At 65.3% G+C, this 25,398-nt stretch carries 30 protein-coding genes; 18 read left to right on the forward strand and 12 right to left on the reverse strand.

Features of this window, described 5'->3' with window-relative positions:
• Positions 1-37: 37 nt before the first annotated feature.
• A complete protein-coding gene (locus GLR48_RS07425) occupies positions 38-910 on the reverse strand; it encodes a DUF58 domain-containing protein (RefSeq protein ID WP_237060251.1) in 873 nt (290 codons plus the stop codon).
• A complete protein-coding gene (locus tag GLR48_RS07430; protein ID WP_237060259.1) occupies positions 907-1,911 on the reverse strand; it encodes an AAA family ATPase in 1,005 nt (334 codons plus the stop codon). Before GLR48_RS07430 ends, GLR48_RS07425 begins: the two co-directional genes overlap by 4 nt.
• Positions 1,912-1,969: 58 nt before the next feature.
• Between GLR48_RS07430 and GLR48_RS07435 the strand changes: the two genes are divergently transcribed.
• The gene (locus tag GLR48_RS07435) at positions 1,970-2,569 is read left to right on the forward strand and encodes a DUF1285 domain-containing protein (protein WP_237060261.1); all 600 of its coding nucleotides are present in this window, start codon (positions 1,970-1,972) and stop codon (positions 2,567-2,569) included.
• Here GLR48_RS07435 and GLR48_RS07440 read toward each other — a convergent pair.
• Complete coding sequence (locus tag GLR48_RS07440; protein WP_237060276.1) at positions 2,560-3,660, reverse strand: sensor histidine kinase; 1,101 nt, start codon at positions 3,658-3,660, stop codon at positions 2,560-2,562. The genes GLR48_RS07435 and GLR48_RS07440 overlap by 10 nt on opposite strands.
• Positions 3,661-3,812: 152 nt before the next feature.
• Positions 3,813-5,291 (reverse strand): NAD-dependent succinate-semialdehyde dehydrogenase, encoded by a 1,479-nt coding sequence (locus GLR48_RS07445; protein ID WP_237060278.1) that lies wholly within the window; start codon positions 5,289-5,291, stop codon positions 3,813-3,815.
• Positions 5,292-5,360: 69 nt separating this feature from the next.
• On the opposite strand from GLR48_RS07445, the gene GLR48_RS07450 reads away from it, so the two are divergent.
• Positions 5,361-6,146: an alpha/beta hydrolase gene (locus GLR48_RS07450; RefSeq protein WP_237060281.1), complete on the forward strand. Its 786-nt coding sequence runs from the start codon at positions 5,361-5,363 to the stop codon at positions 6,144-6,146.
• Between the two features lie 66 nt (positions 6,147-6,212).
• On the opposite strand, the gene GLR48_RS07455 is transcribed toward GLR48_RS07450, so the two are convergent.
• A complete protein-coding gene (locus GLR48_RS07455) occupies positions 6,213-7,172 on the reverse strand; it encodes a P1 family peptidase (protein ID WP_237060283.1) in 960 nt (319 codons plus the stop codon).
• Between the two features lie 2 nt (positions 7,173-7,174).
• Positions 7,175-7,645 carry a hypothetical protein gene (locus tag GLR48_RS07460; protein ID WP_237060292.1) on the reverse strand — a complete coding sequence of 157 codons (471 nt, stop codon included), beginning with the start codon at positions 7,643-7,645 and terminating at the stop codon, positions 7,175-7,177.
• A gap of 245 nt (positions 7,646-7,890) precedes the next feature.
• Between GLR48_RS07460 and GLR48_RS07465 the strand changes: the two genes are divergently transcribed.
• From GLR48_RS07465 to GLR48_RS07500, 8 genes are all read left to right on the forward strand, one after another.
• Positions 7,891-9,096 carry a M24 family metallopeptidase gene (locus tag GLR48_RS07465; RefSeq protein WP_237060294.1) on the forward strand — a complete coding sequence of 402 codons (1,206 nt, stop codon included), beginning with the start codon at positions 7,891-7,893 and terminating at the stop codon, positions 9,094-9,096.
• Positions 9,097-9,178: 82 nt separating this feature from the next.
• The gene (locus GLR48_RS07470; protein WP_237060296.1) at positions 9,179-9,979 is read left to right on the forward strand and encodes a L,D-transpeptidase; all 801 of its coding nucleotides are present in this window, start codon (positions 9,179-9,181) and stop codon (positions 9,977-9,979) included.
• Between the two features lie 209 nt (positions 9,980-10,188).
• On the forward strand, positions 10,189-10,395 hold the full coding sequence (locus GLR48_RS07475) for a hypothetical protein (protein WP_237060298.1): 207 nt from the start codon (positions 10,189-10,191) through the stop codon (positions 10,393-10,395).
• Positions 10,392-10,736 (forward strand): hypothetical protein, encoded by a 345-nt coding sequence (locus tag GLR48_RS07480; RefSeq protein ID WP_237060300.1) that lies wholly within the window; start codon positions 10,392-10,394, stop codon positions 10,734-10,736. Before GLR48_RS07475 ends, GLR48_RS07480 begins: the two co-directional genes overlap by 4 nt.
• Before the next feature lie 126 nt (positions 10,737-10,862).
• Entirely contained in the window at positions 10,863-11,129 is a 267-nt protein-coding gene (locus tag GLR48_RS07485) for a hypothetical protein (protein WP_237060302.1), read from the forward strand.
• Positions 11,130-11,146: 17 nt separating this feature from the next.
• The gene (locus GLR48_RS07490) at positions 11,147-11,824 is read left to right on the forward strand and encodes a DUF1523 family protein (RefSeq protein ID WP_237060304.1); all 678 of its coding nucleotides are present in this window, start codon (positions 11,147-11,149) and stop codon (positions 11,822-11,824) included.
• Between the two features lie 22 nt (positions 11,825-11,846).
• The gene (locus tag GLR48_RS07495; protein ID WP_237060306.1) at positions 11,847-12,086 is read left to right on the forward strand and encodes a hypothetical protein; all 240 of its coding nucleotides are present in this window, start codon (positions 11,847-11,849) and stop codon (positions 12,084-12,086) included.
• Positions 12,087-12,093: 7 nt separating this feature from the next.
• Entirely contained in the window at positions 12,094-12,330 is a 237-nt protein-coding gene (locus tag GLR48_RS07500) for a hypothetical protein (protein ID WP_237060308.1), read from the forward strand.
• Between the two features lie 12 nt (positions 12,331-12,342).
• Here the strand turns inward: GLR48_RS07500 and GLR48_RS07505 are convergent, their stop codons facing one another.
• From GLR48_RS07505 to GLR48_RS07520, 4 genes are all read right to left on the reverse strand, one after another.
• A complete protein-coding gene (locus GLR48_RS07505) occupies positions 12,343-14,649 on the reverse strand; it encodes an aldehyde dehydrogenase family protein (protein WP_237060310.1) in 2,307 nt (768 codons plus the stop codon).
• 41 nt (positions 14,650-14,690) lie between these two features.
• On the reverse strand, positions 14,691-15,614 hold the full coding sequence (deoC, locus tag GLR48_RS07510; protein WP_442915831.1) for a deoxyribose-phosphate aldolase: 924 nt from the start codon (positions 15,612-15,614) through the stop codon (positions 14,691-14,693).
• Positions 15,615-15,753: 139 nt separating this feature from the next.
• Positions 15,754-16,593, reverse strand: a complete 840-nt coding sequence (locus GLR48_RS07515; RefSeq protein WP_237060312.1) for an AraC family transcriptional regulator — start codon at positions 16,591-16,593, stop codon at positions 15,754-15,756.
• A gap of 125 nt (positions 16,594-16,718) precedes the next feature.
• Positions 16,719-18,338: an alpha-glucosidase gene (locus GLR48_RS07520; RefSeq protein WP_442915832.1), complete on the reverse strand. Its 1,620-nt coding sequence runs from the start codon at positions 18,336-18,338 to the stop codon at positions 16,719-16,721.
• Between the two features lie 87 nt (positions 18,339-18,425).
• Between GLR48_RS07520 and GLR48_RS07525 the strand changes: the two genes are divergently transcribed.
• From GLR48_RS07525 to GLR48_RS07555, 7 genes are all read left to right on the forward strand, one after another.
• Positions 18,426-18,848, forward strand: coding sequence for a hypothetical protein (locus GLR48_RS07525; protein WP_237060316.1), 423 nt, complete (start codon positions 18,426-18,428; stop codon positions 18,846-18,848).
• A gap of 10 nt (positions 18,849-18,858) precedes the next feature.
• A complete protein-coding gene (locus GLR48_RS07530) occupies positions 18,859-19,251 on the forward strand; it encodes a rhodanese-like domain-containing protein (RefSeq protein ID WP_237060319.1) in 393 nt (130 codons plus the stop codon).
• A gap of 51 nt (positions 19,252-19,302) precedes the next feature.
• Positions 19,303-20,322 carry a UDP-glucose 4-epimerase GalE gene (gene galE / locus GLR48_RS07535; protein ID WP_237060321.1) on the forward strand — a complete coding sequence of 340 codons (1,020 nt, stop codon included), beginning with the start codon at positions 19,303-19,305 and terminating at the stop codon, positions 20,320-20,322.
• A 129-nt stretch (positions 20,323-20,451) separates the two neighbouring features.
• Positions 20,452-20,967: a hypothetical protein gene (locus GLR48_RS07540; protein WP_237060323.1), complete on the forward strand. Its 516-nt coding sequence runs from the start codon at positions 20,452-20,454 to the stop codon at positions 20,965-20,967.
• Between the two features lie 2 nt (positions 20,968-20,969).
• Positions 20,970-21,368 (forward strand): phage holin family protein, encoded by a 399-nt coding sequence (locus GLR48_RS07545; protein ID WP_237060325.1) that lies wholly within the window; start codon positions 20,970-20,972, stop codon positions 21,366-21,368.
• The gene (locus GLR48_RS07550) at positions 21,358-21,927 is read left to right on the forward strand and encodes a DUF3618 domain-containing protein (RefSeq protein WP_237060326.1); all 570 of its coding nucleotides are present in this window, start codon (positions 21,358-21,360) and stop codon (positions 21,925-21,927) included. The genes GLR48_RS07545 and GLR48_RS07550 overlap by 11 nt, the downstream gene beginning before the upstream one ends.
• A 60-nt stretch (positions 21,928-21,987) precedes the next feature.
• Positions 21,988-22,614, forward strand: coding sequence for a hypothetical protein (locus GLR48_RS07555; RefSeq protein ID WP_237060328.1), 627 nt, complete (start codon positions 21,988-21,990; stop codon positions 22,612-22,614).
• Positions 22,615-22,697: 83 nt separating this feature from the next.
• Here GLR48_RS07555 and GLR48_RS07560 read toward each other — a convergent pair whose 3' ends face one another.
• Positions 22,698-23,429, reverse strand: coding sequence for a Crp/Fnr family transcriptional regulator (locus GLR48_RS07560; RefSeq protein ID WP_237060337.1), 732 nt, complete (start codon positions 23,427-23,429; stop codon positions 22,698-22,700).
• 226 nt (positions 23,430-23,655) lie between these two features.
• Here GLR48_RS07560 and GLR48_RS07565 point away from each other — a divergent pair, with 226 nt between their 5' ends.
• Complete coding sequence (locus GLR48_RS07565) at positions 23,656-24,486, forward strand: 3-keto-5-aminohexanoate cleavage protein (RefSeq protein WP_237060339.1); 831 nt, start codon at positions 23,656-23,658, stop codon at positions 24,484-24,486.
• 3 nt (positions 24,487-24,489) lie between these two features.
• On the opposite strand, the gene GLR48_RS07570 is transcribed toward GLR48_RS07565, so the two are convergent.
• Positions 24,490-25,395, reverse strand: coding sequence for a LysR family transcriptional regulator (locus GLR48_RS07570; protein WP_237060340.1), 906 nt, complete (start codon positions 25,393-25,395; stop codon positions 24,490-24,492).
• Positions 25,396-25,398 lie beyond the last annotated feature (3 nt).

Consider the following 25,398-nt stretch of genomic DNA (forward strand, 5'->3'; position numbering starts at 1 on the left):
TTTTCGACCAGAAGAAGGGGGGAACCGATATCGGACGTCATGCGGGCTGGGCGAGGGCGTGGTAGAGCCAGAGCAGGGCCTGCGTGGCGGGGGCGTCGGTGTGGTGCGTGCTGAACTGCCAGCCGGTGGTGCGGGCGAGTTGCGTCAGGCGGTCCTTGCGCTGGGCAAGGCGGTCGAGGTAGCGCGTGCGCAGGTCGCCCGCCTTCAGCGTCTCGTGGCGCAGCGCACCGGTCATCGATTCAAAGATCGTGCGGCCGTCAAAAGGGAACGCCTCCTCCTGCGGGTCGAGGATCTGGACCAATGCGCCGCGCACGCCCCGGTCGGCGGCGCGGGTCAGGGCGTCCTCGACCGGCGCGATGTCACCGAGGAAGTCGGAGACGAAGACCGCGCGGGAGTGGGGTTGCAGGTTGCGCGCCTCTGGCAGGGCGTAGTCGGCGGAATCGTCCTGCGACAGCAGATTGGCCATCTGGCCGATCTGGGCTGTGCCCCGGCGCGGGGCCAGGTCGCTGCCGGTCATGCCGACGCGTTCACCGCCGCGGATCAGCAGGATCGCGCAGGCCAGTGCCAGCGTGCGGGCGACGGTCGCCTTTTCCGGCAGCTTGTCGGTCGAGGCAAAGCGCATCGAGGCGCCCCGGTCGCACCACATCACGACGGACTGCGCGATCTGCCATTCCTTGTCCTGCACGAAGCTGGCGTCGGACCGGGCGGAGCGGCGCCAGTCGATACTGCGCGCGTGATCGGTGCTTTGCGCCGGGCGGTATTGCCAGAACGTGTCGCCGGTGCCCGCGCGCCTGCGCCCGTGATCGCCGAGGATCACCGTGCTGGCCAGATGCGTCGCCGCCGCCAGAAGCGGGGGCAGGGCACTGGCCTGCGCCTCGGCGCGCGCGCGCAGGGTCAGCGGATCGGTCATGCGGCGCGGGCGGTCCGGGTCACGTCGGCGGCGATGCTGTCGATGATCGCGTCGATGTTTTCACCCCGCGCGCGCGCGGCAAACGACAGCGCCATGCGATGTTTCAGGACCGGACCCGCCATCGTGCGCACGTCGTCGGGCGTGGGGGCAAGGCGGCCTTCCAGCAGGGCCTGCGCACGGACGCAGAGCATCAGAGCCTGTGCGGCGCGGGGGCCGGGCCCCCAGCTGACAGCGTTGCGGATGGCCGCGGGGGCGTCGGCGTCGGGGCGGCAGGCGCGGACGAGGTCGAGGATCATCTCGACAATGGTATCCCCCACGGGCATGCGCCGCAGCAACATTTGCGCGTCCAGCAGTTCGTCTGCGGTAAAGACGGCGGTGGATTGCGCGTCGGTGGCACCTGTCGTGGCGATCAGGATGTCACGCTCTGTCGCGCGGTCGGGGTAGGGGACGTCGATCTGCACGAGGAACCGGTCAAGCTGCGCCTCTGGCAGGGGATAGGTGCCTTCCTGCTCGATCGGGTTCTGGGTGGCGAGGACGTGGAACGGCTTGCCCAGCGGCCGGTGCTGGCCCGCGATGGTGACTTCTTTTTCCTGCATGGCCTGCAGCAGGGCCGATTGCGTGCGGGGGGACGCGCGGTTGATCTCGTCCGCCATCAAAAGCTGGCAGAAGATCGGGCCTTCGACAAAGCGGAACTGGCGCGTGCCATCGGGCATGCTGTCCAGCACTTCGGAGCCCAGGATATCGGCGGGCATCAGGTCGGGCGTGAACTGGATGCGGTTGCCGTTCAGGCCCATGACGGTGGACAGGGTGTCCACCAGCCGCGTCTTGCCCAGACCCGGCAGGCCGATCAGCACGGCGTGGCCGCCGCAGACCAGGGCGGTCAGCGTCAGGTCCACGACGCGGTCCTGACCGAGGAAGCGGCTGGCGATAGAGGTGCGGGCCTGACCCAGTTTTACCCCAAGCGTTTCGATCTTCGCGATCAGATCGTCGGTGTCGGACATGACAATGCTCCCTGCAACTCTATGTCTGGCATAGCAGCATTTATTCCGGTTGGCCCCAATGGCAAAAGCAACAGACGCACAAAAGAACGTGACCCCCGATGCGGAGGGCCTCGCCGCCGCCGCCCAACAGGCGCAGACCGGCAAGGGTCTGCCGCCGGTGCACCTGTGGAATCCGCCCCATTGCGGCGATATCGACATGCGGATCGCGCGCGACGGGACGTGGTTCTATCAGGGCACGCCCATCGGGCGGCCTGCGCTGGTCAAGCTGTTCTCGACCATCCTGCGGCACGATGACGACGGCTATGTTCTTGTCACGCCGGTCGAAAAGGTCGGCATCACCGTCGATGACGCGCCCTTCGTCGCCGTTGATTTCCAGCGCAAGGGCGACGATCTGGTGTTCGAGACGAACGTGGGTGACCGCGTCACCGCGGATGCCGCGCATCCGATCCGCGTCACCCGCGACGCCCAGACCGGCGAGCCGTCACCTTACATCCTGATCCGCGACCGGCTGGAGGCGCTGATCGACCGCAAGAGCTTTTACCGTCTGGTGGAGCTTGGCGAGGTCGCGGCGGTCGATGGCACCGACTGGTTCGGCCTGCGGTCGGCGGGCGCATTTTTTGCCATCATCCCCGCCGCCGACCTGCCCGATCAGGACTGAACGGGCCGAAAGGTCATGTCCACGACATAGCCGTCAGAGGTGCTGTGCCGGTCCATCCGGGCTGCGATTTGCTGCGCCGAGGCGTCCATGATCCGCAGGCCAAGCGACGTCATCGGGTCGTGCCTTGCCACATCCTCGACGGCACCCACACCGTTGTCGCGGCAGGTCATGCGGACCTCGCCCTCTGGCGTATAGGCCAGCGTCACGGTGATTTCGCCGGTCTGGTCGGCGGGAAACGCATGTTTGATGGCATTCGCCACACATTCGGACGCCACCACGGCCAGCGCCGTCGCCTCGGTCGAGGCGAGTTCGAAATCAGCGATGTCGGTCTTGATCGAGACGTGATCCGGGCAGGTGGCGGCCAGATGACCCAGAACGCCACTCAGGAACGGCTTCATCTTGACCTGCGCAATGCTGCTGGACTGGTGCAGTTCGCGGTGCAGGGCCACGATGGCCGCGACGCGCCGCTCGATCGCGGCGAACGCCGTCAGGGCATCGGGGTCCTTGATCTTGCTACCGTAGAGGCGGATCAGCGACTGCACGGTCTGCAGCGAGTTCTTGACGCGGTGATCCATCTCGCCGCGCAGGATTTCCTGATTGCGCAGCGTGCGGCGCAGTTCCAGTTGGGTCATCACCTGATTGGCCAGCGTCCGCAGGGTCTGGCGCTGCAGATCGGTCAGCTTGCGCGGCACCGTGTCCAGCACGCAAAGGGTTCCGATCGGCATCCCGTTGGGCGCGCGCAACTGCACGCCCGCATAAAACCGCATCCCCTGCTTGGTCACGACAAGGTCGTTGTCGGCAGTGCGGGGATCCAGCATCGTATCGGGAATTTCGAGGATATCGTCCTGCAGCAGCGCATGGCCACAGATCGCGGTGTCGCGCGGTGTGTCGACCGCATTGAATCCTTCCGACGCCTTGAACCATTGGCGCGATTCATCGACCAGCGAGACGAGCGAAACCTTCGTGTCGCAGATACGCGAGGCCAGCGCCACGATCTCGTCGAAATCAGCCTCTGCAGGGGTGTCGATGATGTTGTAATCCGCGAGGGTGCGCAGACGTTCGGGTTCGGACGGGTGAAGAGGCGCGCGCATGAAGCCTTAATCCAGACGAAAGAGCAAAGTGACCAGAGTATGTCGCCTGACATACGGCGCACCGCTGCTGCGAACAAGGCGGCATCTGGGTCAGCATGAAAACAGGCCGGACACCGCGCGGGTGGCCGGCCTGTTGTCGTTTTGCAACCGCGTCAGACGCTGGTGCAGATGTACTTCATTTCCAGGTAATCATCGGTGCCGTGATGGCTGCCTTCGCGGCCCAGACCGGACTGCTTGACGCCGCCGAAGGGGGCAACTTCAGTGCTGATGATGCCGGTGTTCACGCCGACGATGCCATATTCCAGCGCTTCCTGCACCTTGTACACGCGGCTCAGGTCCTTGGCATAGAAATAGGACGCCAGACCGAAGATCGTGTCGTTGGCCATGGCGATGACTTCATCCTCGTCCTCGAACATGAAGAGCGGTGCGAAGGGGCCGAAGGTTTCCTCGGTCGCGACCTTCATGTCCTGCGTCGCACCGGTGACGATGGTCGGCTGGAAGAACTGGCCGCCAAGGGCATGCTCCTCGCCGCCCGTCAGCAGCTTGCCGCCCTTGGACAGGGCGTCGGCCAGATGCTCTTTTACCTTTTCCTTGGCAGAAGGCTCGATCAGCGGGCCAAGGTCGGTGCCCTTGGTCAGGCCGTCGCCGACGGTCAGCTTCTCGACCGCGACCTTCAGCTTCTGCGAAAATTCCTCATAGACGCCCTTCTGAACGTAGATCCGGTTCGCGCAAACGCAGGTCTGGCCGTTGTTGCGGAACTTGCAGGCGATGGCACCTTCGACGGCGGCGTCGATATCGGCGTCATCGAACACGATGAAGGGTGCGTTGCCGCCCAGTTCCATGCTGCATTTCATCACCTGATCGGCAGCCTGCTTCAGCAGGATGCGACCGACCTCGGTGCTGCCGGTGAAGGTCAGCTTGCGCACGATCGGGTTCTCGCAGAATTCCTTGCCGACTTCCGACGACGACGACGAGGTCACGACCGAAAACACGCCCTTCGGCACACCTGCCTCTTCGGCCAGCTTGCCCATGGCGAGGGCCGACAGCGGCGTCAGCGATGCGGGGCGCACGACGAAGCCACAGCCGACGGCCAGCGCAGGCGCGACCTTGCGCGCGATCATGGCATTGGGAAAGTTCCAAGGCGTGATCGCGGCGGCAACGCCGATGGGCTGCTTGATGACGGTGATGCGCTTGTCCGGGCCATGGCCGGGGATCGTCTCGCCGTAGATGCGCTTGGCCTCTTCGCCGAACCACTCGATGAACCCGGCACCATAGGCGATCTCGCCACGGGACTCAGTGAGGGGCTTGCCCTGTTCGGCGGTCATGATGATGGCCAGGTCTTCCTGGTTTTCCATCATCAGGTCATACCACTTGCGCATCACGGCGGCGCGGACCTTGCCGGTCTGTGCGGCCCAGGCCTTGCGGGTCTTGTCGGCAATCGCGATGGCCTCGCGGATCTCTTCGCGGCTCAGGTCCGGGACGGTGGCGATCACGTCGCCGCGGGCGGGGTTCACGACGTCGATGGTCTTGCCGGATTTCGCGTCGACCCATTCACCGGCCAGAAAGGCCTGTTGGCAAAGAAGATCGGGACGCTTCAGCTGGCTGGCGAGGTCTGTGGTCTGGTCAAGCATGGTGCTCTCCGTTTTTCCGGGTAGTGTTGCCGCAGGCATATAGGGTTGCGGTGCAAAAGGGAAATGACGATGGATCTGGACGACGCCTACGCGAACGGACCGCACATTCCGGATGGCGACAGTTTCGCGCCGATGTGGCGCGAGAAGGCGGCAGCCTTTCGCGCCGCCACGCCGGGGGTGCTGAACCAGTCCTACGGGGATCGCCCGCGCGAGGTCTACGACCTTTTCGTGCCAGGGGGCGCGGCGCTGAGCACCGTCGTCTTTGTCCACGGCGGCTATTGGCGCAGCACGGACAAGGACCTGTGGACGCATCTGGCGGCGGGACCGCTGGCGCGCGGCTGGCGGGTTGCGATGGTCGACTACGACCTGTGCCCCGATGTGACCATCCCGCAGATCACCCGCCAGGTGGCGCAGGCTGTCGGCGCGATCGCTGCGCGTTGTCCCGGCCCGCTGCGGTTGGCCGGACATTCGGCGGGCGGGCATCTGGTGGCGCGGATGCTTGATCCCGCAGTCGCAGGCGACTGGCTGTCCCGGGTGGAAGGTGTCGTGCCGATCTCTCCGCTGTCGGACCTGGCGCCGTTCCTGAAGACCAGCATGAACGCGGACTTCGCGCTGGATGCGGTGACGGCCCGCGCCGAAAGCCCGGTGCATCAGCCAGTGCCGGACAGACCGGTCACCGTCTGGGTCGGCGGTGCAGAGCGGCCGGCGTTCCTCGATCAGGCGGCATGGCTGGGTAAGGCCTGGGGCTGCGAGGTGGTCGTGCGTCCGGGGCGGCACCATTTCGACATCATCGCAGGATTGGAAGAGGCGGGGTCGGACCTGACGGCAGCCGTGGTCGGTCAGCGGGACCGCTGACTGAGGGGCGCTGCCCCTCAGGCTCCCCGAAGTATTTGCGACCAGAAGAAGGGAACGGGCGGCGCGCTAGCCGAAGGTGCGGCGATAGCAGGGCAGCGGGTCCGTTGGATCGGACTGTGCGGCAAAGATGCCCCGCGCAATGGCCCGCGCCATGCAGGTGGCCGCGGCATGGCCCAGCCAGGCGAGGTCGTCGCAAGGCGCATCGCCGTGGCTGAGCGCGAAAATCAGGTCGCCGTCGAAGGGTGTGTGGCTTGGCACCAGCGCGCGGGCAAAGCCATCGTGGGCGGCGGTGGCAAGGCGGGTGCAGTGTGCCTGCGTCAGCCGCGCGTTCGTGGCCACGATCCCGATCGTGGTATTGCGCGCGTCGCCCTTCATCGCGGGGCGCCCCATGGGATAGGTCGGCGCCGGGCCAAGGCCGCCGTACTCGCCGTCCTGTTCCCACGGGGCGGCCCAGAAATGGGCGCCGTCGCCCACGGTGGCGGATCCCAAGGCGTTCACGGCGACCATTGCGGCCACGATCACGCCGCCGGGCAGCAGGGCAGAGGCCTGACCCAGCCCGCCCTTCAGCGTCGCCGTCGTGGCACCAAAGCCTGCACCGACGGTGCCCGACGCGGGGGTGTCGGTCGCCGCATCCAGCGCCTGCGCACCGAGTGCGGCATAGGGATTGGTGTGCCACGCCTTGTTGCCGCCGTTCAGCAGGTCGAACAGGATCGCGGCGGGCACGATGGGGACCCTCTGGTCGCCCACGGCGAAACCGCGCCCGCGGGCGCGCAACGCATTCGCCACGCCAGAGGCCGCGTCGAGGCCCAGCGCCGATCCGCCCGACAGCACGAGTGCATCGACCTGTTCCACCAGCTTGTCCGGGGCCAGCAGGTCGGTTTCCCGCGTGCCGGGGGCGCCGCCCATGACATGAACGCCGCAAGTGAAGGGTCGGTCGGCCGTGAGGACAGTCACACCGGATTTGATGTCCGCGTCATGGGCATGCCCGACCCGGAGGCCCGGCACATCGGTGATCAGATTGCGCATCGTCACACCCGGACGATGATGTGGCCCAGATAGGTCAGATGCCTGGTATCATCGAGGGTGTAGGGAAAGCCGCCGAAAGCGTTTTCCGTGATCACGATCAACGTGTCGTCGCCCGCCAGCCGCAGCATGACGTCGTCCGCCTCCTCAGTGCTCAGGAATTCCAGCAGGCGGGTCTGGATGTCGCCGTGGATCACTTCGACTTCGGCCTCGTCGATGAAGGCACCGCTCAACTCCTGTGTCAGGGGGCTGGGCAGGTCGGTGCCGGGCGGGCCAGAGCAGAAGGTATCGGCGGCTGCCTGACTGTCGAAATTCGCGCCGAACAGGTGAAGCTGCAGATGCTCCTCGTCCAGTTGCACCGGGCGATGGGGCTCCTCCAGCCGGGTGCTTTCCGACGGGATCAGCTTGATCGCATCCCGCAGGCCGCGCCGCGCGATGTAGCGCAGAAGCTGGTTCATCAATGCGTTGACGTTCATCGCTCAAAGCTCTCCTCTGGTGTCCGTCAGACACCGGACGTGCGGCAGCAAAAGGGTCGTGCCATGGCAGGATATGGCCTTCTCCGCCGCGGGGCCAGACTGGCGCGCAGGGGCTTGCCTTGCAAGGGCTTTGGCGTAAGCTGCGATCAGCGTGTGGCGATGGCGTCGCCACGCAATCCACGCTGCCGTCCTGAACGCCGGGACCTTTCGGGGTCTGTTGCGACCCCGTGAACAAGGGGTCTGCCATGCACCGTCCGGAATTTTATCGTTTTCACCAAGGGGACCGCGTGTTGCCCTTTGCCGCCGCCGAATACGACACACGGCTGGCGGGCCTGCGCCGCATCATGGCGGACACGGGCGTCACGGCCTGTGTGCTGACCTCGATGCACAACATCGCTTATTACAGCGGCTTTCTGTATTGCAGCTTCGGGCGCCCTTACGGGCTGGTCGTCACCGCGACCGACAGTGTCACGATCAGTGCGGGCATCGACGCGGGCCAGCCGTGGCGGCGCTGTCACGGCGACAACATCACCTACACTGACTGGCAGCGTGACAATTACTGGCGCGCGATCCTGTCGGTGACAGGCCCGGGCGCCCATCTGGGGGTCGAGGGGGATCACCTGACCCTGTCCCAGCGCGACAAGCTGCAGGCGTTCCTCGCGCCCGCCGCCGTGACCGATATCGCCATCCACTCGATGCAGCAGAGGATGCACAAATCATCCGCCGAGCGTGACCTGATCCGGCAGGGCGCTGCCGTCGCCGATATCGGTGGCTATGCGATGCGCGATGCGATCCGCAGCGGCACACGCGAAATCGATGTCGCCATGGCCGGTCGCGACGCGATGGAACACGAGATCGCGCGGCGCTTTCCCGATGCCGAATACCGCGATACCTGGGTCTGGTTCCAGTCCGGCATCAACACCGACGGCGCCCATAATCCGGTCACCGCACGGGTGCTGAAACCGGGCGACATCCTGTCCCTTAACGCCTTTCCGATGATCAGTGGCTATTACACCGCGCTGGAACGCACGCTTTTCGTGGACACGGTCGACGACGCCTCTCGCAGCGTCTGGGAGGCGAACGTTGCCGCCCATCGCTATGGCATGAGCTTGCTGAAACCCGGCGTCACCTGCGCCGAGGTGACACACCAGATCAACACCTTTCTGGCGGACCGCGATCTGCTGCAATACCGCACCTTTGGCTACGGCCATTCCTTCGGCATCCTGTCGCATCATTACGGCCGCGAGGCCGGTCTGGAGTTGCGCGAAGATATCGACACGGTGCTGGAACCCGGCATGGTCGTCAGCATGGAACCGATGCTGACGATTCCCGAGGGCCAGCCGGGTGCCGGCGGCTACCGCGAGCATGACATCCTCTTTATTGACGAAAATGGTGCCGAAGACGTCACTAAATACCCATTTGGTGTCGAATTTAACATCATTTCCCAGTGAAGCAGCGCCTGAATGCGCCTCTGCATTGCCATTCCGAAACAGGCTGCTAGGTAACGGAAAACGTTATTGATGGTGCTGCCCCATGTCATTGAACTTTCAGATGTCCCGTCGGTCCTTCGGGGCCATGATGCTTGCGTCTTCCGCTGCCGCCTGTGCGCCCCGCGTGCCGGATTCGGCACCGGCCGACATGGCACCGAACTACTTGCCCGAATACGCGCCCCTGCGGGACGCAGGTTACGATCTGCCCGCGATCCCGCTGGAGTACACCGCCGGCATCAACCGCCGGATGGAGGGTCTTTACACCGGTGAGGCGCCTGCCGGGTCGATCGATGTCGATCCCTATGCGAAATTCCTGTATCATGTGCACTATGACGGCACCGCGACGCGCTATCCCGTCGGCGTCGGGCGTCAGGGGCGGACCCTGTCTGGTCTTGCCACAATCCAGGACAAGAAGGCCTGGCCCGGCTGGACGCCCACCGCCAACATGTTGCGGACAGAGCCGGACGTCTACGGTGAATTCCGCAACGGCATACCGGGCGGCCTGCGCAGCCCCTTGGGCGCGCGCGCGCTTTACATCTATCGCAACGGCAAGGACACCTATTACCGGGTCCATGGCACCAACGATCTGGAAAGCATCGGCAATTCCGGCTCTGCCGGCTGCATCCGCATGTTCAATCAGGACATCATCCACCTGTACAACAACGTGACCTTGCCGATGACGATCAACATCCGCTCGGAATCGGAATCGCAGCGGGTCGATCCGGAATACTTCAACCGCGGTCGCGAACTGCCGGCAAAGCGCGTCAGCGCCGACGAACTGCTGGGCGAAGAGGCCGTGTCGAACGATCGCGCGCCGGATCTGTCGCAGCTGGCGGGGAACTGACCGACCGCCTTTGGCGGCAGCGTCACATCACGACCGATTTGCCGATTATTCAGATGAACTGTCTGCAGCCGCCGATTGCGGTTGCAGACAATCATCTTGGGATGGCCGATATGGATGTTTGGCTGACACATTGCTTCAGACAATGCGCTGCCACCGCTTAGGCCGACCTTGGTCCTGACCTGAAGGACAATGAGCACGCGGTCTGTACCATGACCCACGCGGTCAGGGTGCCGACACTGTTTTTGGACGTGTCCACCGACGGCATGGATAGCACTGCCTTCCTTCTGCGCCGCGCCGAAAACACCAAACTTGCCGTGATCCGTGACTTGCGTCAGCCGATCACGAGCGACATGCTGCTGCAGAAGATCAATCGTGATGCCGCCCGCAAGCGCCACGCCACGGGGGAGGGTATATGACCACGGGACTGCTGCTGCCCGCCCTAGCGCTCGGTCTGCTGGGCTGGCTTGTGCCAAAGCTCTGGTCGATGCTGCTGCCGGACGGATTCGGGGCGCTTGCCCTGAATGCGGTGCTTTCGGCGCTGACGGTGACGGCATTGACCGCGCTTTATTTCATGGTGGCCTACTGGCAGGCCGGTATGACCCTTGATCGGTTGCTGGAAGAGGGCGCAGCGGGGCTGATGGTCTATTTCGGCAGACTGGGGGTGAGTGCCGCGATCATCTGGGCGCCGATGATGGGCCTGTCGCTGGTCGGCCTGTGGCGCAGCTGGGTGCGCTCGCCATGGGAGGGCGGACGGTGATCGCCACGGATAAGAGCGACAGGACCGGCGCTGCCGCCGCGCGTCTGTGCGGCATGACCAACATGTCGAGCACCCACCCCGACGTAGCGCGCAGGCCCGTCCGGCGTGGAACAGGGGGGTAGGGGCATGGCATTCCTGAAACTGATCGTCTTCGGCGGCATTGGCCTCACAATCATTTACCTGTCGCTCTCTGTCTATTCGGCGTCCCTGCGGCGCGAGCGGCTTGAAAAGGACTATGACGCGGACCCCGTGCCGGGGCAGACTCGCGACGCCTTCGTCGCCACCGGCATGGCGGCCTACCGCGCCAGCCTGCGGCCCCGACTGCTGCTGCTGGTCTACGTCGTGCCGGTGGCGGTGGGCGCGGTCATCGTCTATGTCATCAATACGAACTGAACGGAGCGGGGGACGCCATGCGCACGTTGGGAATTCTGTTTCGGGCCCTGCCGATCCTGCTGCTGGGTCTGCTGCTGCACTACGTCCTGCCACAACATGACATCGTCCGCGTCACCTCGACCGAGGTGATCCGTGCGGATTTCAGTCGCTACAACCGGTTGTTTTACGCCCAGCCCGATGCAGGCTCTGCCGTGCAGGGGAACAGGGATCTGCGGTTGATCAGCACGCAGAAAAAGAAGACCTTCCTGCTGGGGTTCATCAAACGCGACGCGACCGAGGTGATGGTCTACCGCAACGAGGATACCGGCTGGATCTGGCCGCCCTATTTCAAGTTCGACAGCTCTGACCTGCAGGCCGAGGCAGCGGCGGATGCCCGCACCGACGGCTGGTACAGCCTGACGCATTACGGCTGGCGCAACCGCTGGGCGTCGATCTATCCCAATGCCGTGGCGCTGCGGCCTGTCTCCGGCCCGGATGCCACGATCATCCCGTGGTTCAATATCGGGTTCTTCATCTTCCTGATCATTGCCATCGGCACGATCCGCGCGATGTGGTTCCAGTTCCGCGAACGGATCGTCGACCCGGCGATGGACGCCGCAGGCGACCGCATGGATGTGGTCGAGGCCCGGATGGACGCGCGCCGGTCCCGGATGAAACGCTGGTTCGACAGCTGGAAACCGAAGGACCGGCGTTGACGGCGCGGCCAGGGGCCATTTGATGAAACCCTTTCCGCCTGACGTCGACGACCCGCTGCGCTTTTCGGTCAACGAACGCGACGTCGACCTGCTGTTGTTCGAACAGCGTCACGTCTCGCACGTGTTTCGGACGCAGTTCCCCGACCTTCTGGGGCTGCCCGGCGCGCAGATTGACGCTGTGGCCCATATCGCCCAGACCGGGCGGCCTGCAAGGAGTGCCCGCGGGGGGGATCCGGTTCAAGCACGCCGTCTTTGCGGGTGAAGTCACCTTGATCTGCGAACGCCGCTGGGCCGCGTTGGCGTGGGTCAGTCCAGCCGGGCCGTTGCCGCAGGACGCCTGGCGCGTCGATCACGGCGGCGCATGGCACATCCGGATCGCGACCGGGGCGCTGGACCCCGATCTGCCCCTGTCCGATCCGCTTGATCTGTTCGCCGCCGCAGGTGAACGGATCGCACAGTCGGGCGCGCTTGGCCTGCGTAGGGCTGCCGCCGGTCAACCGGACTGACCACGCCACGCGTCACGCGCCGTAGGGGATCCAGATATTCTTGACCTCGGTCGCCTGCGCCAGAATAGCCTTGGTGTTGTCCCGGCTCCAGTCCAGCGCGCCGCACCACGTCCGTTTCAGGTTCCCGGCAGAGGCCGCCTCGATTCCCTGCACCAGACCAAGATCCGACATGGCCCAGACCGCATCGATATCCATGTGACGCGCCATCGGGTCCGCCAGGTCGGCATGATCGCCGGTCAGGATGTTGACGACCCCCCCCGGCACGTCAGAGGTATCGAGAATCTGGTAAAAGTCCGTCGCCACCAACGGGAAAGGCTGCGACGCCGCCAGCACCACGCGATTGCCCATCGCGATCGCCGGCGCCATAAGGCTGACAAGGCCCAGCAGCGGCGCGTCATCCGGGCACAGGATGCCAATGGTGCCGACCGGTTCCTTCATCGCCAGCGCCACGCCGCGGATCGGCACGTCGTGCACCTGCCCGTCGTATTTATCCGCCCAGGCGGCGGCGCTGAACAGGCGGCTGATGCTGGCGGCAACCTCCTGCGCGCCATCCTGACCCGTCAGGGCCTGCAGCCGGCGGGCAAACTCATCGGCGCGGGCCGACAGGTTTTCCGCCATGTAATACAGGATCTGCGCACGCAGATGGCCGGTGGACGCACCCCAGCCTTTCGCCGCGTTGCTGGCCTCGACCGCGTTGCGCAAGTCCTTGCGGCTGGCAAGGCTGGTGTGGCCCAGCAGCTTGCCCTTGGGTCCATAGACCGCGCGCGAATAGCCGCCATCGGGCCGGGCCTGCTTGCCACCGATATAAAGCTTTGCCGTCCGGTCCAGCCCATCGGCGGCGCCGTCACCCGTGAAGGCGGCGATATGCACGGGCTTGGGTGCGGCCGCACGGGGCCTGGTATAGCCCGCCAGCCCCTCCCAGCCGCCCTCGCGCCCGAAACCGCTTTCGCGCACGCCGCCAAAGCCGGCGCTTGCGTCCATCATGTTGGTGCCATTGACCCAGACGATCCCGGCGACAAGCTTTGGCGCCACGTCCAGCGCCAGATTGATGTTCTCCGACCAGACAGAGGCGGCGAGGCCGTAGCGGGTGGAATTTGCGATCTCGACGGCCTCGGCGGGCGTCCGAAACGTCGTGGCGACCAGCACGGGGCCAAAGATTTCCTGGCTCATCAGCGGTGACGCCGGGGCGAGGCCGGTGATCAGCGTGGGTGGATAAAAGCAGCCCTCGGGCGCATTGGTCTGATAAGTCTCGCCCTCGGGGTGGGCCGCCAGCATATCCGCGATCCGCGCGCGCTGGCGGGGATGGACGATGGCCCCGATGTCGATGCATTTGTCCAGCGGATCGCCGATCCGCAGCCCGTCCATGCGGGACTTCAGCTTGGCATAAAAGGTGTCGGCGATGCCTTCCTGCACCAGCAGGCGCGAGCCGGCACAGCAGACCTGCCCTTGGTTGAACCAGATCGCATCGACCACGCCTTCGACGGCGGAATCGATGTCCGCATCCTCGAACACGATATACGGCCCCTTGCCGCCGAGTTCGAGCGACAGCGCCTTGCCGGTCCCGGCGGTCAGTTCGCGGATGCGGCGCCCGACGGCGGTGGACCCGGTGAAGGCGACCTTGTCCACGTCCGACGTCACGATCATCTCGCCAACCGCACCGTCGCCGGTGACGATGTTCACGACACCCGGCGGCACGCCCGCCTGACCGCAGATGTCTGCGAACAGCAGGGCGGTCAGCGGGGTCCATTCGGCGGGCTTCAGCACGACGGTATTGCCCATCGCCAAGGCGGGCGCGATCTTCCACGCCAGCATCAGCAAGGGGAAGTTCCACGGGATCACCTGACCGCAAACGCCCAGCGCCTGCCGGTCGGGCAGCTCAGTCTCCATGATCTGTGCCATGCCCGCGTGGTAATAAAAGTGGCGGATCGCCTGCGGCACGTCGATGTCGCGGGATTCCCGGATCGGTTTGCCGTTGTCGAGGGTTTCCAGCACCGCAAACAGCCGTGACTGCTTTTGCAGGATACGGGCGATCGCATAAAGAACCTTTGCCCGCGCATGACCGTCCTTCGCCCAGGCGGGTTGTGCTGCGCGGGCTGCTTTCACGGCGGCGTCGACGTCGGTTTGCGTGCCTTGGGTGACCTGCGCCAGCAGCGTGTCCGTCGCCGGGTTCATCACGGCAAACAGGGTACCGGGTGCGGTCCATGCACCGTCGATGAAATGGCCGAAGTCACCCTTGGACGCCAGCCACGCCAGCGCCTCCTTGCTGCTTTCGGGGGCAGGGCCATATTCCATGGTCTCGAAGATCTCCTTGACGGTCATGCGGCAGTCCTCGCTTTTTTCCAAATACTCAAAGACCAGCCTCAGCCGATCGCGTGACGCCAGCCGGCGGAGTAGCTGCCGGTGACATGATGTTCCAGCTGCCGTTCGATGTCGCCCAGCAGCGACGACGCACCAAAGCGGAACAGGTCTGGCTGCAACCAGCGGTCACCCAGCTCGTCCTTGATCATCGACAGATAGACCAGCGCGTCCTTGGCCTTGGAAATCCCGCCGGCGGGTTTGTAGCCGATGCGGATGCCGGTGCGGTCATGATAGTCGCGGATCGCGCGGATCATGGTCAGGGTCACGGGCAGGGTGGCGTTGACCGATTCCTTGCCGGTGGATGTCTTGATGAAATCCGCCCCCGCCATCATGCAGACAAGGCTCGCCTTAGCTACGTTGCGCAGGGTGCCAAGCTCGCCGGTGGCGAGGATCGCCTTGACATGGGCATCCCCGCAGGCGGCGCGCATCTCTGCCATCTCGTCATAAAGCGCCTGCCAGTTGCCGGTCAGCACGTGGCGGCGGCTGATGACGATGTCGATTTCAGCCGCACCTGCCGCGACGCTTTCGCCGATTTCGGCGATGCGCAGATGGAACGGCGACAGGCCTGCGGGAAAGCCGGTGGAAACGGCGGCGACGGGGATGCCGGAGCCTTGCAAGGCGTCGACGGCGGTGGCGACCATGTCGTGATAGACGCAGACGGCGCCGGTGGTCAGGCCGTTCATGCCCAGCGCCTCCAGCAGATCGGGGGCGACCGGCTGGCGCGCCTTGGCGCAAAGCCTGCGGACGCGGCCCGCGCTGTCGTCACCGGACAGGGTCGTGAGGTCGATCAGGCTGATCGCCTTGCACAGCCATGCGGCCTGATAATCCTTCTTGACGCTGCGCCGGCCCGGCAGGGTCGCAGCGCGGCGTTCGATGGCGGATGTGTTGGCCTGCGCGCGCAGGACCCAGTCCATGTCCAGCGGCATCCCCGGATTGCGCGGTGCATGCAGTTGCGGCAGGTGCCGGGCGTCGGTCCCGGTCTGGGTCTCTGTCAGGGTCACGGGATGGCACTCCTTGGCGCGGGCCGGTGGCGCGGTTGTCGCATGGATTTGACCGGTTGGTCAATTATGTGCTGGGCTGGACGACGTCACGTTGGAACTGCTGTCGGTATTGCAAAGGTGTCATGCCGTGATGCGCCCGGAACAGCTTGTGAAAGTGCGACAGGTTGGCGATGCCCACCGCCTCTGCCACCATGGGCAGGGGATCGCTGTCGCTGGTCAGGGCATGGGCGGCCTGGGTCATGCGGATGGTGTTGATGTAATCCGTCGGTGTCTGCCCCAGCCAGCGCCGCAGGCTGCGCGAGACATGGGGATGGCTTTGCCCGGTCTGCGCGACCAGCCCCGCGGCCCCCGCGCGATAGACCGCAGGATCCTGCGCTGCGGCACAGGCCGCGACAAGCCAGTCCGGCGCCTGCGGTGCGAGGTCGGTGCGGTGCCGGCTGAGGTCGGCCAGAAGCGGCAGCAGGAACGCCTCTGCCCCGAGGGCATCGCGGGGTCCGTGTTCCAGCAGGCGCGCCGCGTGGTTGAGGTCCGCGAGCTGGCGGCTGTCGCGGTGCGCCTGCATCGGGCCGGTGTGGGCCTGCCAGAACGGCAGCGCTGGCAGTCGTGCGTCCAGCGTCGCCGTCAGCTGCGGATGCAGGGCGACCGAAACGACGAGCGTGTCCTCTCCACGGCCCTGCAGCGCATGGGGCTGGCCCGGGCGCAGCAGGACGAGGGCGCCTTCGGTCAATGTGACTTTGCGGTCGGGCAGATGATGGCGCAGGCTGCCGTTCTGCACCCAGAACAGCTCGATGAAATCGTGGGTATGCAACGCGCGCGGCCGCGCCGATGTCACGCTGGCCCGGATCAGATGGATCGCGGCGCCGGGCGGCAGGATATCGGCATGATGCAGGGTGCGGGGCGTCATTGCATCAATCTAGCACAGCTTTTTGAGGTGTGTGAGCGTAATCTGCCGAGTACGGCGGGACGACGCTGTTCGCGGGCGAGGCCCGCGAAGGCGCCCCGCCCGCCGTCCCGTGATCGCGCGGTGCGTCAGGGCGTCAGCGTGATGGCCGCAGCATGGTCGATGAAGACAAAGCCGTTGCCCGGCAGATCGAGAACGCCACCCCCCAGTGACCCGTGGTGCGGGCCGGTCAGGCTGGCGTGGCCCTTGATGCGCAAGGTCTTCGCGGTCTTCGACAGGTTGAACACGCAGGTCAGGTGCTGGTCGTTGGTGCTGCGCGTGAAGGCGAGGATCGGGTCAGCCGCGTCGATCCAGGCGGTCTTGCCGCGCGTCATGCAGGGGTGGGTTTTGCGGAAGGCGATGATCTCGCGGTAGAAGTGCAGGATGCTGTCGTTCGCGGCCTCCTGCAGATCGACGGCATGGGCCGCCTGCGGCGCCTTGACCGGCAGCCAGGGTGTGCCGGTGGTGAAGCCCGCGTTGGGGGCGTCATGGGTCCAGACCATCGGCGTACGGCAGCCGTCGCGCCCCTTGATGCCGGGCCAGTAGCGGATCGCCTGCAGGTCGGTCAGTTCCTCGAACTGCATCACGGTTTCCGTCTGGCCCAGCTCCTCGCCCTGATAGATGCCGATCGTGCCCTCGAAGCTCATCAGCATCGCGGCGGACAGGCGCGCCATGGCCTCCTCTGACACTGCGTGATCCGCCCAGCGGCTGACGTGGCGGATCACGTCGTGGTTGGAAAAGGACCACTCCGGCTGGCCGTCGGGGGCACCCTTCTGAAAGCCTTCGATGCAGCCGCGAAAATGCTTCGGGCTGAAATCCGGTCCCAGCATGGCAAAGCTGTAGGCCATGTGCAGGCGTTTGCTGCCCTTGGTATAGGCCGCCATCAGGTCGATGGACCGCTGGCCCATGTCGCCGACCTCGCCCACCATCATGATGCCGTCGTAGCGGTCGCACAAGGCGCGCAGCTGTTCCAGAAAGCCCAGGTTCTCTTTCTGGTTCTTGTTGTGGATGTTGTCCTGCATCCCGTAGAGGTCCGTCGCCATGACCTGATGCGTCGCCTTGGCCGCCGGGTTCGACCGCAGTTTCTTGTCATGAAAGTAGTAATTCACCGTGTCGAGCCGGAAGCCGTCAAGGCCCCGGTCCAGCCAGAATTTCGCCGTGTCGAGGATCGCCTCGACCACGTCGGGGTTGTGGAAATTCAGGTCGGGCTGCTGGGACAGGAAGTTGTGCATGTAATACTGCCCGCGCGTGGCGTCGAATTCCCACGCCGGGCCGCCGAAGTGGCTGTGCCAGTTCGTCGGCGGACTGCCGTCGGGCTTGGGGTCGGCCCAGACGTACCAGTCGGCCTTCGGATTGGTGCGATCCTTGCGGCTCTCGACGAACCAGGGGTGCTTTTCCGAGGTGTGGGACAGGACCTGATCGGTGATGACACGCAATCCCAGATCGTGGGCCGTGGCCAGCATCGCGTCGAAATCCGCCAGCGTGCCGAAGATCGGGTCGATGTCGGTATAGTCCGACACGTCATAGCCCATGTCCGCCTGCGGGCTGGTGAAGATGGGCGAGAGCCAGATGCAGTCGACGCCCAGGCTGGCGACATGCGGCAACCGCCGCGTGATGCCGTTGAGGTCGCCGATCCCGTCGCCGGTCGTATCCTGATATGACCGCGGATAGATCTGATAGACCACCGCGTCCCGCCACCACTCGCGCATCATGTTGCTCCATGTCATGTGAGCGCTACCGTAGCAGCCGCGGTGGCAAGTGAAAGCCGCAGTGCAGCACAAATGAGGAGCGACAGGATGAAAAGACCGACATGGGTCGGCATTGCCGGAATAACGGGCCTCATGTGGAACGCGCTCGTGCTGTTCCAGTTCATCGGATCCGTGGGCCGGACCGAAGCCGACTTCGTCAGTCAGGGCAGCACGGCAGCGCAGGCTGCAGCGCTGGTCAGTGTGCCGGTCTGGGCAGAGGCGGGCTTTGCGCTGGGCGCACTGGCGGGCATCGCGGGCTGCATTCTGATTGCGCGGCGCAGCCGGGCGGCGGTGCCGGTGCTGGTCCTGTCGCTGGCAGGTTATGCGCTGCTTTGCCTCGGAAACCTTGTGCAGGGCGTCTATGCCTTGACGGGTGCGGGTCATATAACAGTCAGTGTCGTGCTGCTGGCGATTGCCGCGGGGCTGGTGGCGGCCGCGATCCATGGCACCCGGCGCCACATTCTGACGTAAGGAAATCCTGATGCCGATCACACCCGTAGCCGACCTTGTCGCCGCCGCCCGTGCGCGGATCGCGGAAATCGATACACCCACGCTGATGGCGATGGCCGACGACCCGGACGTCGTGATCGTCGATATCCGCGACGTGCGTGAACGGGCCAACGGGCATATCCCCGGCAGCATCCACGCGCCGCGCGGCATGCTGGAATTCTGGGTCGACCCGGCCAGCCCGTATCACAAACCGGTTTTTGCGCAGGACAAGCGATACGTCCTGCATTGCGCCAGCGGCTGGCGGTCTGCGCTCAGCGTTGCGGCCCTGCAGGACATGGGGTTCACCGCGTCCCACCTGCGCGACGGGTTCACCGACTGGGTGGCACAGGGCGGTGCCGTTGTCGTGCCGCCGCCGCGCGATTGATCTTGCCCACGTCGCGGTCTAGATGCGGATCGCAAGCGAAGGAGACACGTCATGCGGGTTCTTGTGACGGGCGGGGCCGGCTATATCGGCAGCCACACGCTGGTGGAATTGCTGGGGCAGGCGCATGAGGTCTGCGTTCTGGACAACTACGACAACTCCAGCCCCCGCGTGCTGGACCGTGTCCGCAAGCTGACCAACGGCACCGTCTCGGCGGTCGAGGGTGACGTGCGCGACGATGCCACGCTGGGCCGAGTCATGGCGGAATTCCGGCCCGACGCGGTGATCCATTTCGCGGGCCTCAAGGCCGTCGGCGACAGCATGACCAATCCGCTGGGCTATTACGACGTCAACGTGAACGGCACCCTGCGCCTGCTGCGCGCGATGGATGCGGCAGGCTGCACGCGGATCATCTTCTCGTCCTCCGCCACGGTTTACGGCGAGCCGGTCTATCTGCCCTATGACGAGGCGCACCCCCTCAACCCCACGTCAGTCTATGGCCGCACTAAGCTGGTCGCGGAACAGATCCTGACCGACTGGGCGCAGGCGGGTGGCGGCAGCGCCGTGATCCTGCGCTATTTCAACCCGGTGGGGGCCCACGCGTCGGCCATCATGGGCGAGGATCCGTCGGACGTGCCCAACAATCTGATGCCCTATATCGCGCAGGTCGCGATCGGAAAGCGGGCGCATCTGAACGTCTTCGGCGATGACTACGATACGCCCGACGGCACCGGGCAGCGCGACTACATCCATGTGGTCGACCTCGCACGGGCGCATGTCGCGGCGCTCGATTACGCGGCGGTCAATACCGGCGCGCGCCACTTCAACATCGGCACCGGTCAGGCCTATAGCGTCAAGCGCATGGTCGCGGCGTTCGAGGCGGCAACGGGCCAGCCGATCCCTGTCGTCATCGCACCGCGCCGCGCCGGTGACATCGCGGCGATGCAGGCCGACGCCAGCCGGGCGCTGCAGGAACTCGGGTGGCAGGCCACCCATACGCTCGACGATATGGCCGCCAGCACCTGGGCCTGGCAATCGGCGAACCCTGACGGATACGGCACCGGCGGCGATTGACCGACGGGGCGTCCGCCGCCGCACCACTGGAACTAAATGACCGGCTGCGCTGTTTTGTCACCAATGACATCTGCGCGCCCGGTCCGGATCATCTGTCCGCACCTGGCCGCCCAGCCGAAGGACATGACCATGACCAATACCAATGATACCCTCCACGATGCAAAGCATGAAGCACAGGACGTCGCCCACGATGCCAAGGACCGCGCAAAGTCAGTCGTCGACGATGTGACGGCGCAAGCCCGCTCGGTCGCGCATGATGCGTCCGAAACCCTGAAATCCGAAGTGACGTCGCGTGCCGACGCCGCCAAGGGTGCCGCAGCGCAAGAGGTCAACAACGTCGCCAGCGCCCTGCGCAAGGCCGCCCAGGAAAGCCGCAGCGGCAGCGCGCAGGAACGCACCTTCGGCCAGATCGCCGATTCGCTGGCCGACGCCTCTGACGCGATCGCCAACAAGGATCTGGGGACCGCGATCAGCGATGTGGGTGAATTCGCCCGCCGCAACCCGCTGACCTTCCTCGCCGGTGCGGCATTTGCTGGCTTCGCCATCAGCCGTTTCGTCAAGGCATCGGACCGTCACACCATCGCGACCAACGAAGAGTTCATGCCGCCGCGCCACGGCAATGCAGACTTCGACGGACGGGCCTGAACATGGATCGCCAAGACCCCCGCAGCACCGGTTCGTTGCTGACCGACGTCTTGGGCAGCATCGGCAACCTCCTGCGCCAGGAGGTTGACCTGGCCCGCGCCGAGGTTGACGAAAACCTCAAGCGGGCCGGCGCAGCACTGGGCCTTCTGGTCGCGGCCGTCATTCTGGCCTTCATCGGGCTGTCGGTCCTGTCGACCGCCGCGATCTCGGCGCTCGTGCTGGCTGGCATCAGCCAGCTTTGGGCGACACTGCTGGTAGGCCTCGTCGTGCTGTTGATCGCCGTGATCATGGTGATCATCGGCCTCAAGCGGCTGAAGCTGTCCAGCATCGCACCCAGCCGTGCGGCGCGCAGCCTGAAAGCCGACGCGCACATGATGAAGGAAGCCTACAATGACCGATGACCGTCGCACACCGTCAGAGATCGAGGCCGAGATCGCCGCAGAGCGCGCAAAGCTCAGCACCGATCTGGAAACGCTGCAGGATCGCCTGACCGTGGATGGCCTGATGGACGAAGTCCGTCTTCAGGTCCGCGGCCAGATCGACGCGGTGACGGCGCAGTTGCGCGGCCAGATCGGGACCGTCTCGAACGAGGTCGCCGTCTCTTTGCGCGACCAGATTGCCACGACCAGCCGCACGGTCAGTCGTGCAGCGTCGCAGAATCCCTGGCCCTTTGCCGTGATCGGTGCGGGTCTGGCGTGGCTGGCGATCAGTTCCGCCTTGCCCGACCGTGGCGCGCGCAAGCGGCCCCGTATCGGCATGGCCCCGATCAAGCGGACTGTGCCGGTCAAGCCTGCCGCATATGACAACAGCCCTGCCGACATGGCTGCCGCCCGCCTGGAAGACGAAGCGGACGATTGGGCCGCGTCGGTCCTCGACAGCGGGTCCAATCCGATCCCGCCCTATGATCCCGAACCCACATGGGCCCGCGATGACACGAATTTGACGACGTCACGCCGCTGACCCTCATCTGCCGGGGACCAGACCGGTCCGCCCGGCACCCGAACAACGAAGGAAACCGCCATGAATACCTCTGCCAATGACATGATGAACGACGCCAAGGACAACGCCCGCGAAATGGCGCATGACACCAATCAGACCGCCCACGGCCTTGCCCACCGCGCCAACGAAAAGATGCACCAGCTTAGCCATGACGTCAGCGCCGAGGCCCGCCGCCTGCGCGACCGTCTGGCCGAAGGCACTGACGATCTGTCCGAAGCGGCCCGCGAGCGTGTCATCGCCGCCCGCCACCGCGCCCTTGACGCGCGCCGTCAGGCCAGCCGCGCCATCGCCGATGGCCGCGATGCGGCAACCGATCTTTATGACCGTCAGCCGCTGGTCGTGGGTGCCTTGGCCTTTGCCGTCGGCGCCGCCGTGGCCGCCCTGCTGCCCAAGACGCGGACCGAGGATTCCTATCTGGGCGCCCGGCGCGATGCGCTGATGGACGAAGCCGACCGGATCTTCCACGAGGAAAAATCCCGCGCCACCCGCGCTTTCGAAGCGGCCCGGTCAGAATTCGAAACCGCAGCCCACGACGCGACCGAAGCCGCAGGTGCTGCCTTGAAAGACGTCGCAGCGACAGCCGAACACAAGGCGCGCGAGGCTGCCGACACGGCCGCCGATAAGGCCAAAAAGGCCGCGAACAAGTAACGCATAAGCCAGTCGCGAACAAAAAAAGGGGGGGCCGCAGGATTTGCGGCCCCCCTTTTGCATGTCAGATGCGACAGTCCGCGTCAGCAGGCCCAGTTCACATCCAGACAGGCATAGCGATCCTTGAAGTTCAGCCGCGTTTCCCAGGCCGCGCGATCCGTGATGCGGATATACGGGCGGCTCAGCACAAGCTGCCCCGCCTTCTGCAAGCCGCGCAGCAAACGGTTGACGTAGATATCCGTCAGGCCCAGCGCATCGCCGATCTCCTTTTGCGAAAACGGCAGCGGGAACCGGTCGGACGTCTGCTCTGTCGTCTGTTCGGTCTTGGCCTTCATCGCCAGCAGGAAATGCATCAGGCGGTCTTCGGCGCTGAACCGGGTGATCGCGTGCAACCGGTCGTTCATCGCCGTGGCGTCAAGGCTGCCTTGGGACAGCAGCATCGCAAACAGGCGGGGGTGGGATTGTCCCAGTTCGCACAGATCGGCACGGCTTAGCAGGTTGACGGTGCCGTCGGTCTGCATCGTCGTTTCGTGCTGCGGCAGGCGAAAGCCCAGATCCGACAAGCCCATCAAATCACCGGCCATGTAGATCTGCGTGATCGTCGTCTGATTGCCCGCGCTGCGCACCCGCGACGCGGCCCATCCCGACCGCAGGATCGCGATTCGGTCGCAAGGCCGGTCGGCCGCGAACACCGGGTCGCGCTTTGCGCGCGGCTCTGCCTGCCCTTCCAGCCTTTGCATCGCGTCACGCTCTGATGCGTCCAGCGTCACGTGGCGATTCAGGCGGGTCAGAAAGGCGCTGTTCGAGTGTTTCATCCATCCATTCCTTGTTCAAAATGGCATCGGGGACGGCACTTTTTGCAAAGGGCACGTGCCGTCATCCATCAATATGGATCAACTTTTAAAAGGAGCGGAGCGATCGCTCTATAAACTGGATTAATCGAAAGCCCTTCTTTCGCGGGTGACGTTACGGCATGCGCCATGCCTTTTCATTTTCATGGCGCCGGGCGATAACCCTTCCCAGACCCAGCCGGAGAGTTCCATGACCACCCCCTGCATCATCTGCGTCGCCATCACCGGGTCCGTCCCGAAAAAGGCAGACAACCCCGCCGTGCCGATCAGCATTGCCGAACAGGTCGAAAGCACCCATGCGGCGTTCGAGGCGGGGGCCACGATCTGCCACGCTCACGTGCGCAACGCCGACGAGACGACGACCAGCGACCCCGACAAGTTTGCGGCCCTGCAGGAGGGGCTGCAAAAGCATTGCCCCGGCATGATCATCCAGTTTTCCACCGGTGGCCGGTCCGGTGCCGGTCAGGCGCGCGGCGCGATGCTGTCCCTGCGGCCCGACATGGCGTCGCTGTCCGTCGGATCGAACAACTTCCCCAGCCGCGTTTACGAAAACCCGCCCGATCTGGTGGACTGGCTGGCGGACGAAATGGTGAAATACGACGTGAAGCCAGAGGTCGAGGCCTTTGACCTTAGCCATATCCTCGGCGCCGCGCGTCTGCATAAGGCCGGCAAGATCAAGGACACTCCCTACGTCCAGTTCGTCATGGGCGTGAAGAACGCGATGCCGGCCGACCGCGATGTGTTCGATTTCTATATCAAGACCGTTAACCGCCTGTTCCCCGGCGCGCCCTGGTGCGCCGCCGGCATCGGCAGCAATCAGGCGGTGTTGAACGACTGGGCGATCTCCAGCGGCGGCCATGCCCGGACGGGGCTGGAGGACAACATCCGTCTGGACCGCGACACGCTCGCCCCCTCGAACGCAGCGCTCGTGCAGCGGACCGTCGCGGTCTGCGAAAAGTACGAACGCCCCGTGGCCACGTGGCAGCAGGCGCGCCAGATCCTCGGTCTGCGCCCTAACTGAGCTCTAAAGCGGCCCCTGACCCATCGCGTCCTCGACGCAGGACGTGAACCGGTCGAGGGCCGCCGGCAGCCGCCGGTAGGGCGGAAAATAGGCGGTCAGCCAGATATCGGGCGTCCGCCACGCGGGCAACAGCCGCACCAGCCGCCCGTCTGACAATCCATCGCGCAGCAGGAAATCCGGCAGCAGCGCGATGCCTTGCCCGGCGATCGCCAGTTGCGCCAGCAGATCACCGTTGTCGCAGGTGAACGTCGCAGGCACGCGCACCGGCTCTGTCAACCCGCTGATCGGGTCGGTCAACTGCCACTGATCGCCGTCGGCCAAATGGGCATAGGCAAGAGCACTGTGGCTGCGCAGATCGCCGGGCGCCAAGGGTGTGCCGCGCCGCGCCAGATATTCGGGGGCGGCCACGATCGACCGTGGCACCGGCGCGATCTTGCGCCAGATCGTCGATAGGTCCGTCGGTGTGCCCGATATCCGCAGCGCCATATCCAGATCGTCCGTCAGGATATCCACGAACCGGTCGGTCAGGCTGATCTGCAGGTCGATATCCGGCGTCTCTTGCCGGAACCGCACCAGCGGGGCCGCCAGCGCATGCAACCCGAACGACAGCGGGGCCGACACGCGCAGCGTGCCCTTCAGGCTCGTCTGGAACGCGCGCACATCGTCTTGCGCCCGCGCCAGCCCGCCGACCAGCGGTAGCACCTGATCGCGGAACGCCGTGCCCGCCTGCGTCAGCGATACCCGCCGCGTCGTGCGGACCAGCAGTTGCACGCCCAGCCGCGCCTCCAGCTCTCCGACCGTGCGCGTGACCGACGACGGCGCCACGCCCAGTTGCGCCGCCGCCTGCACGAAACTATGCGCCTCTGCCACCGCCAGAAACGCCGCAATCTGTTCCAACTGTCCCGCCATTAT

It is taken from the genome of Loktanella sp. M215 (genome assembly GCF_021735925.1).
Classification (GTDB): Bacteria; Pseudomonadota; Alphaproteobacteria; order Rhodobacterales; family Rhodobacteraceae; genus Loktanella.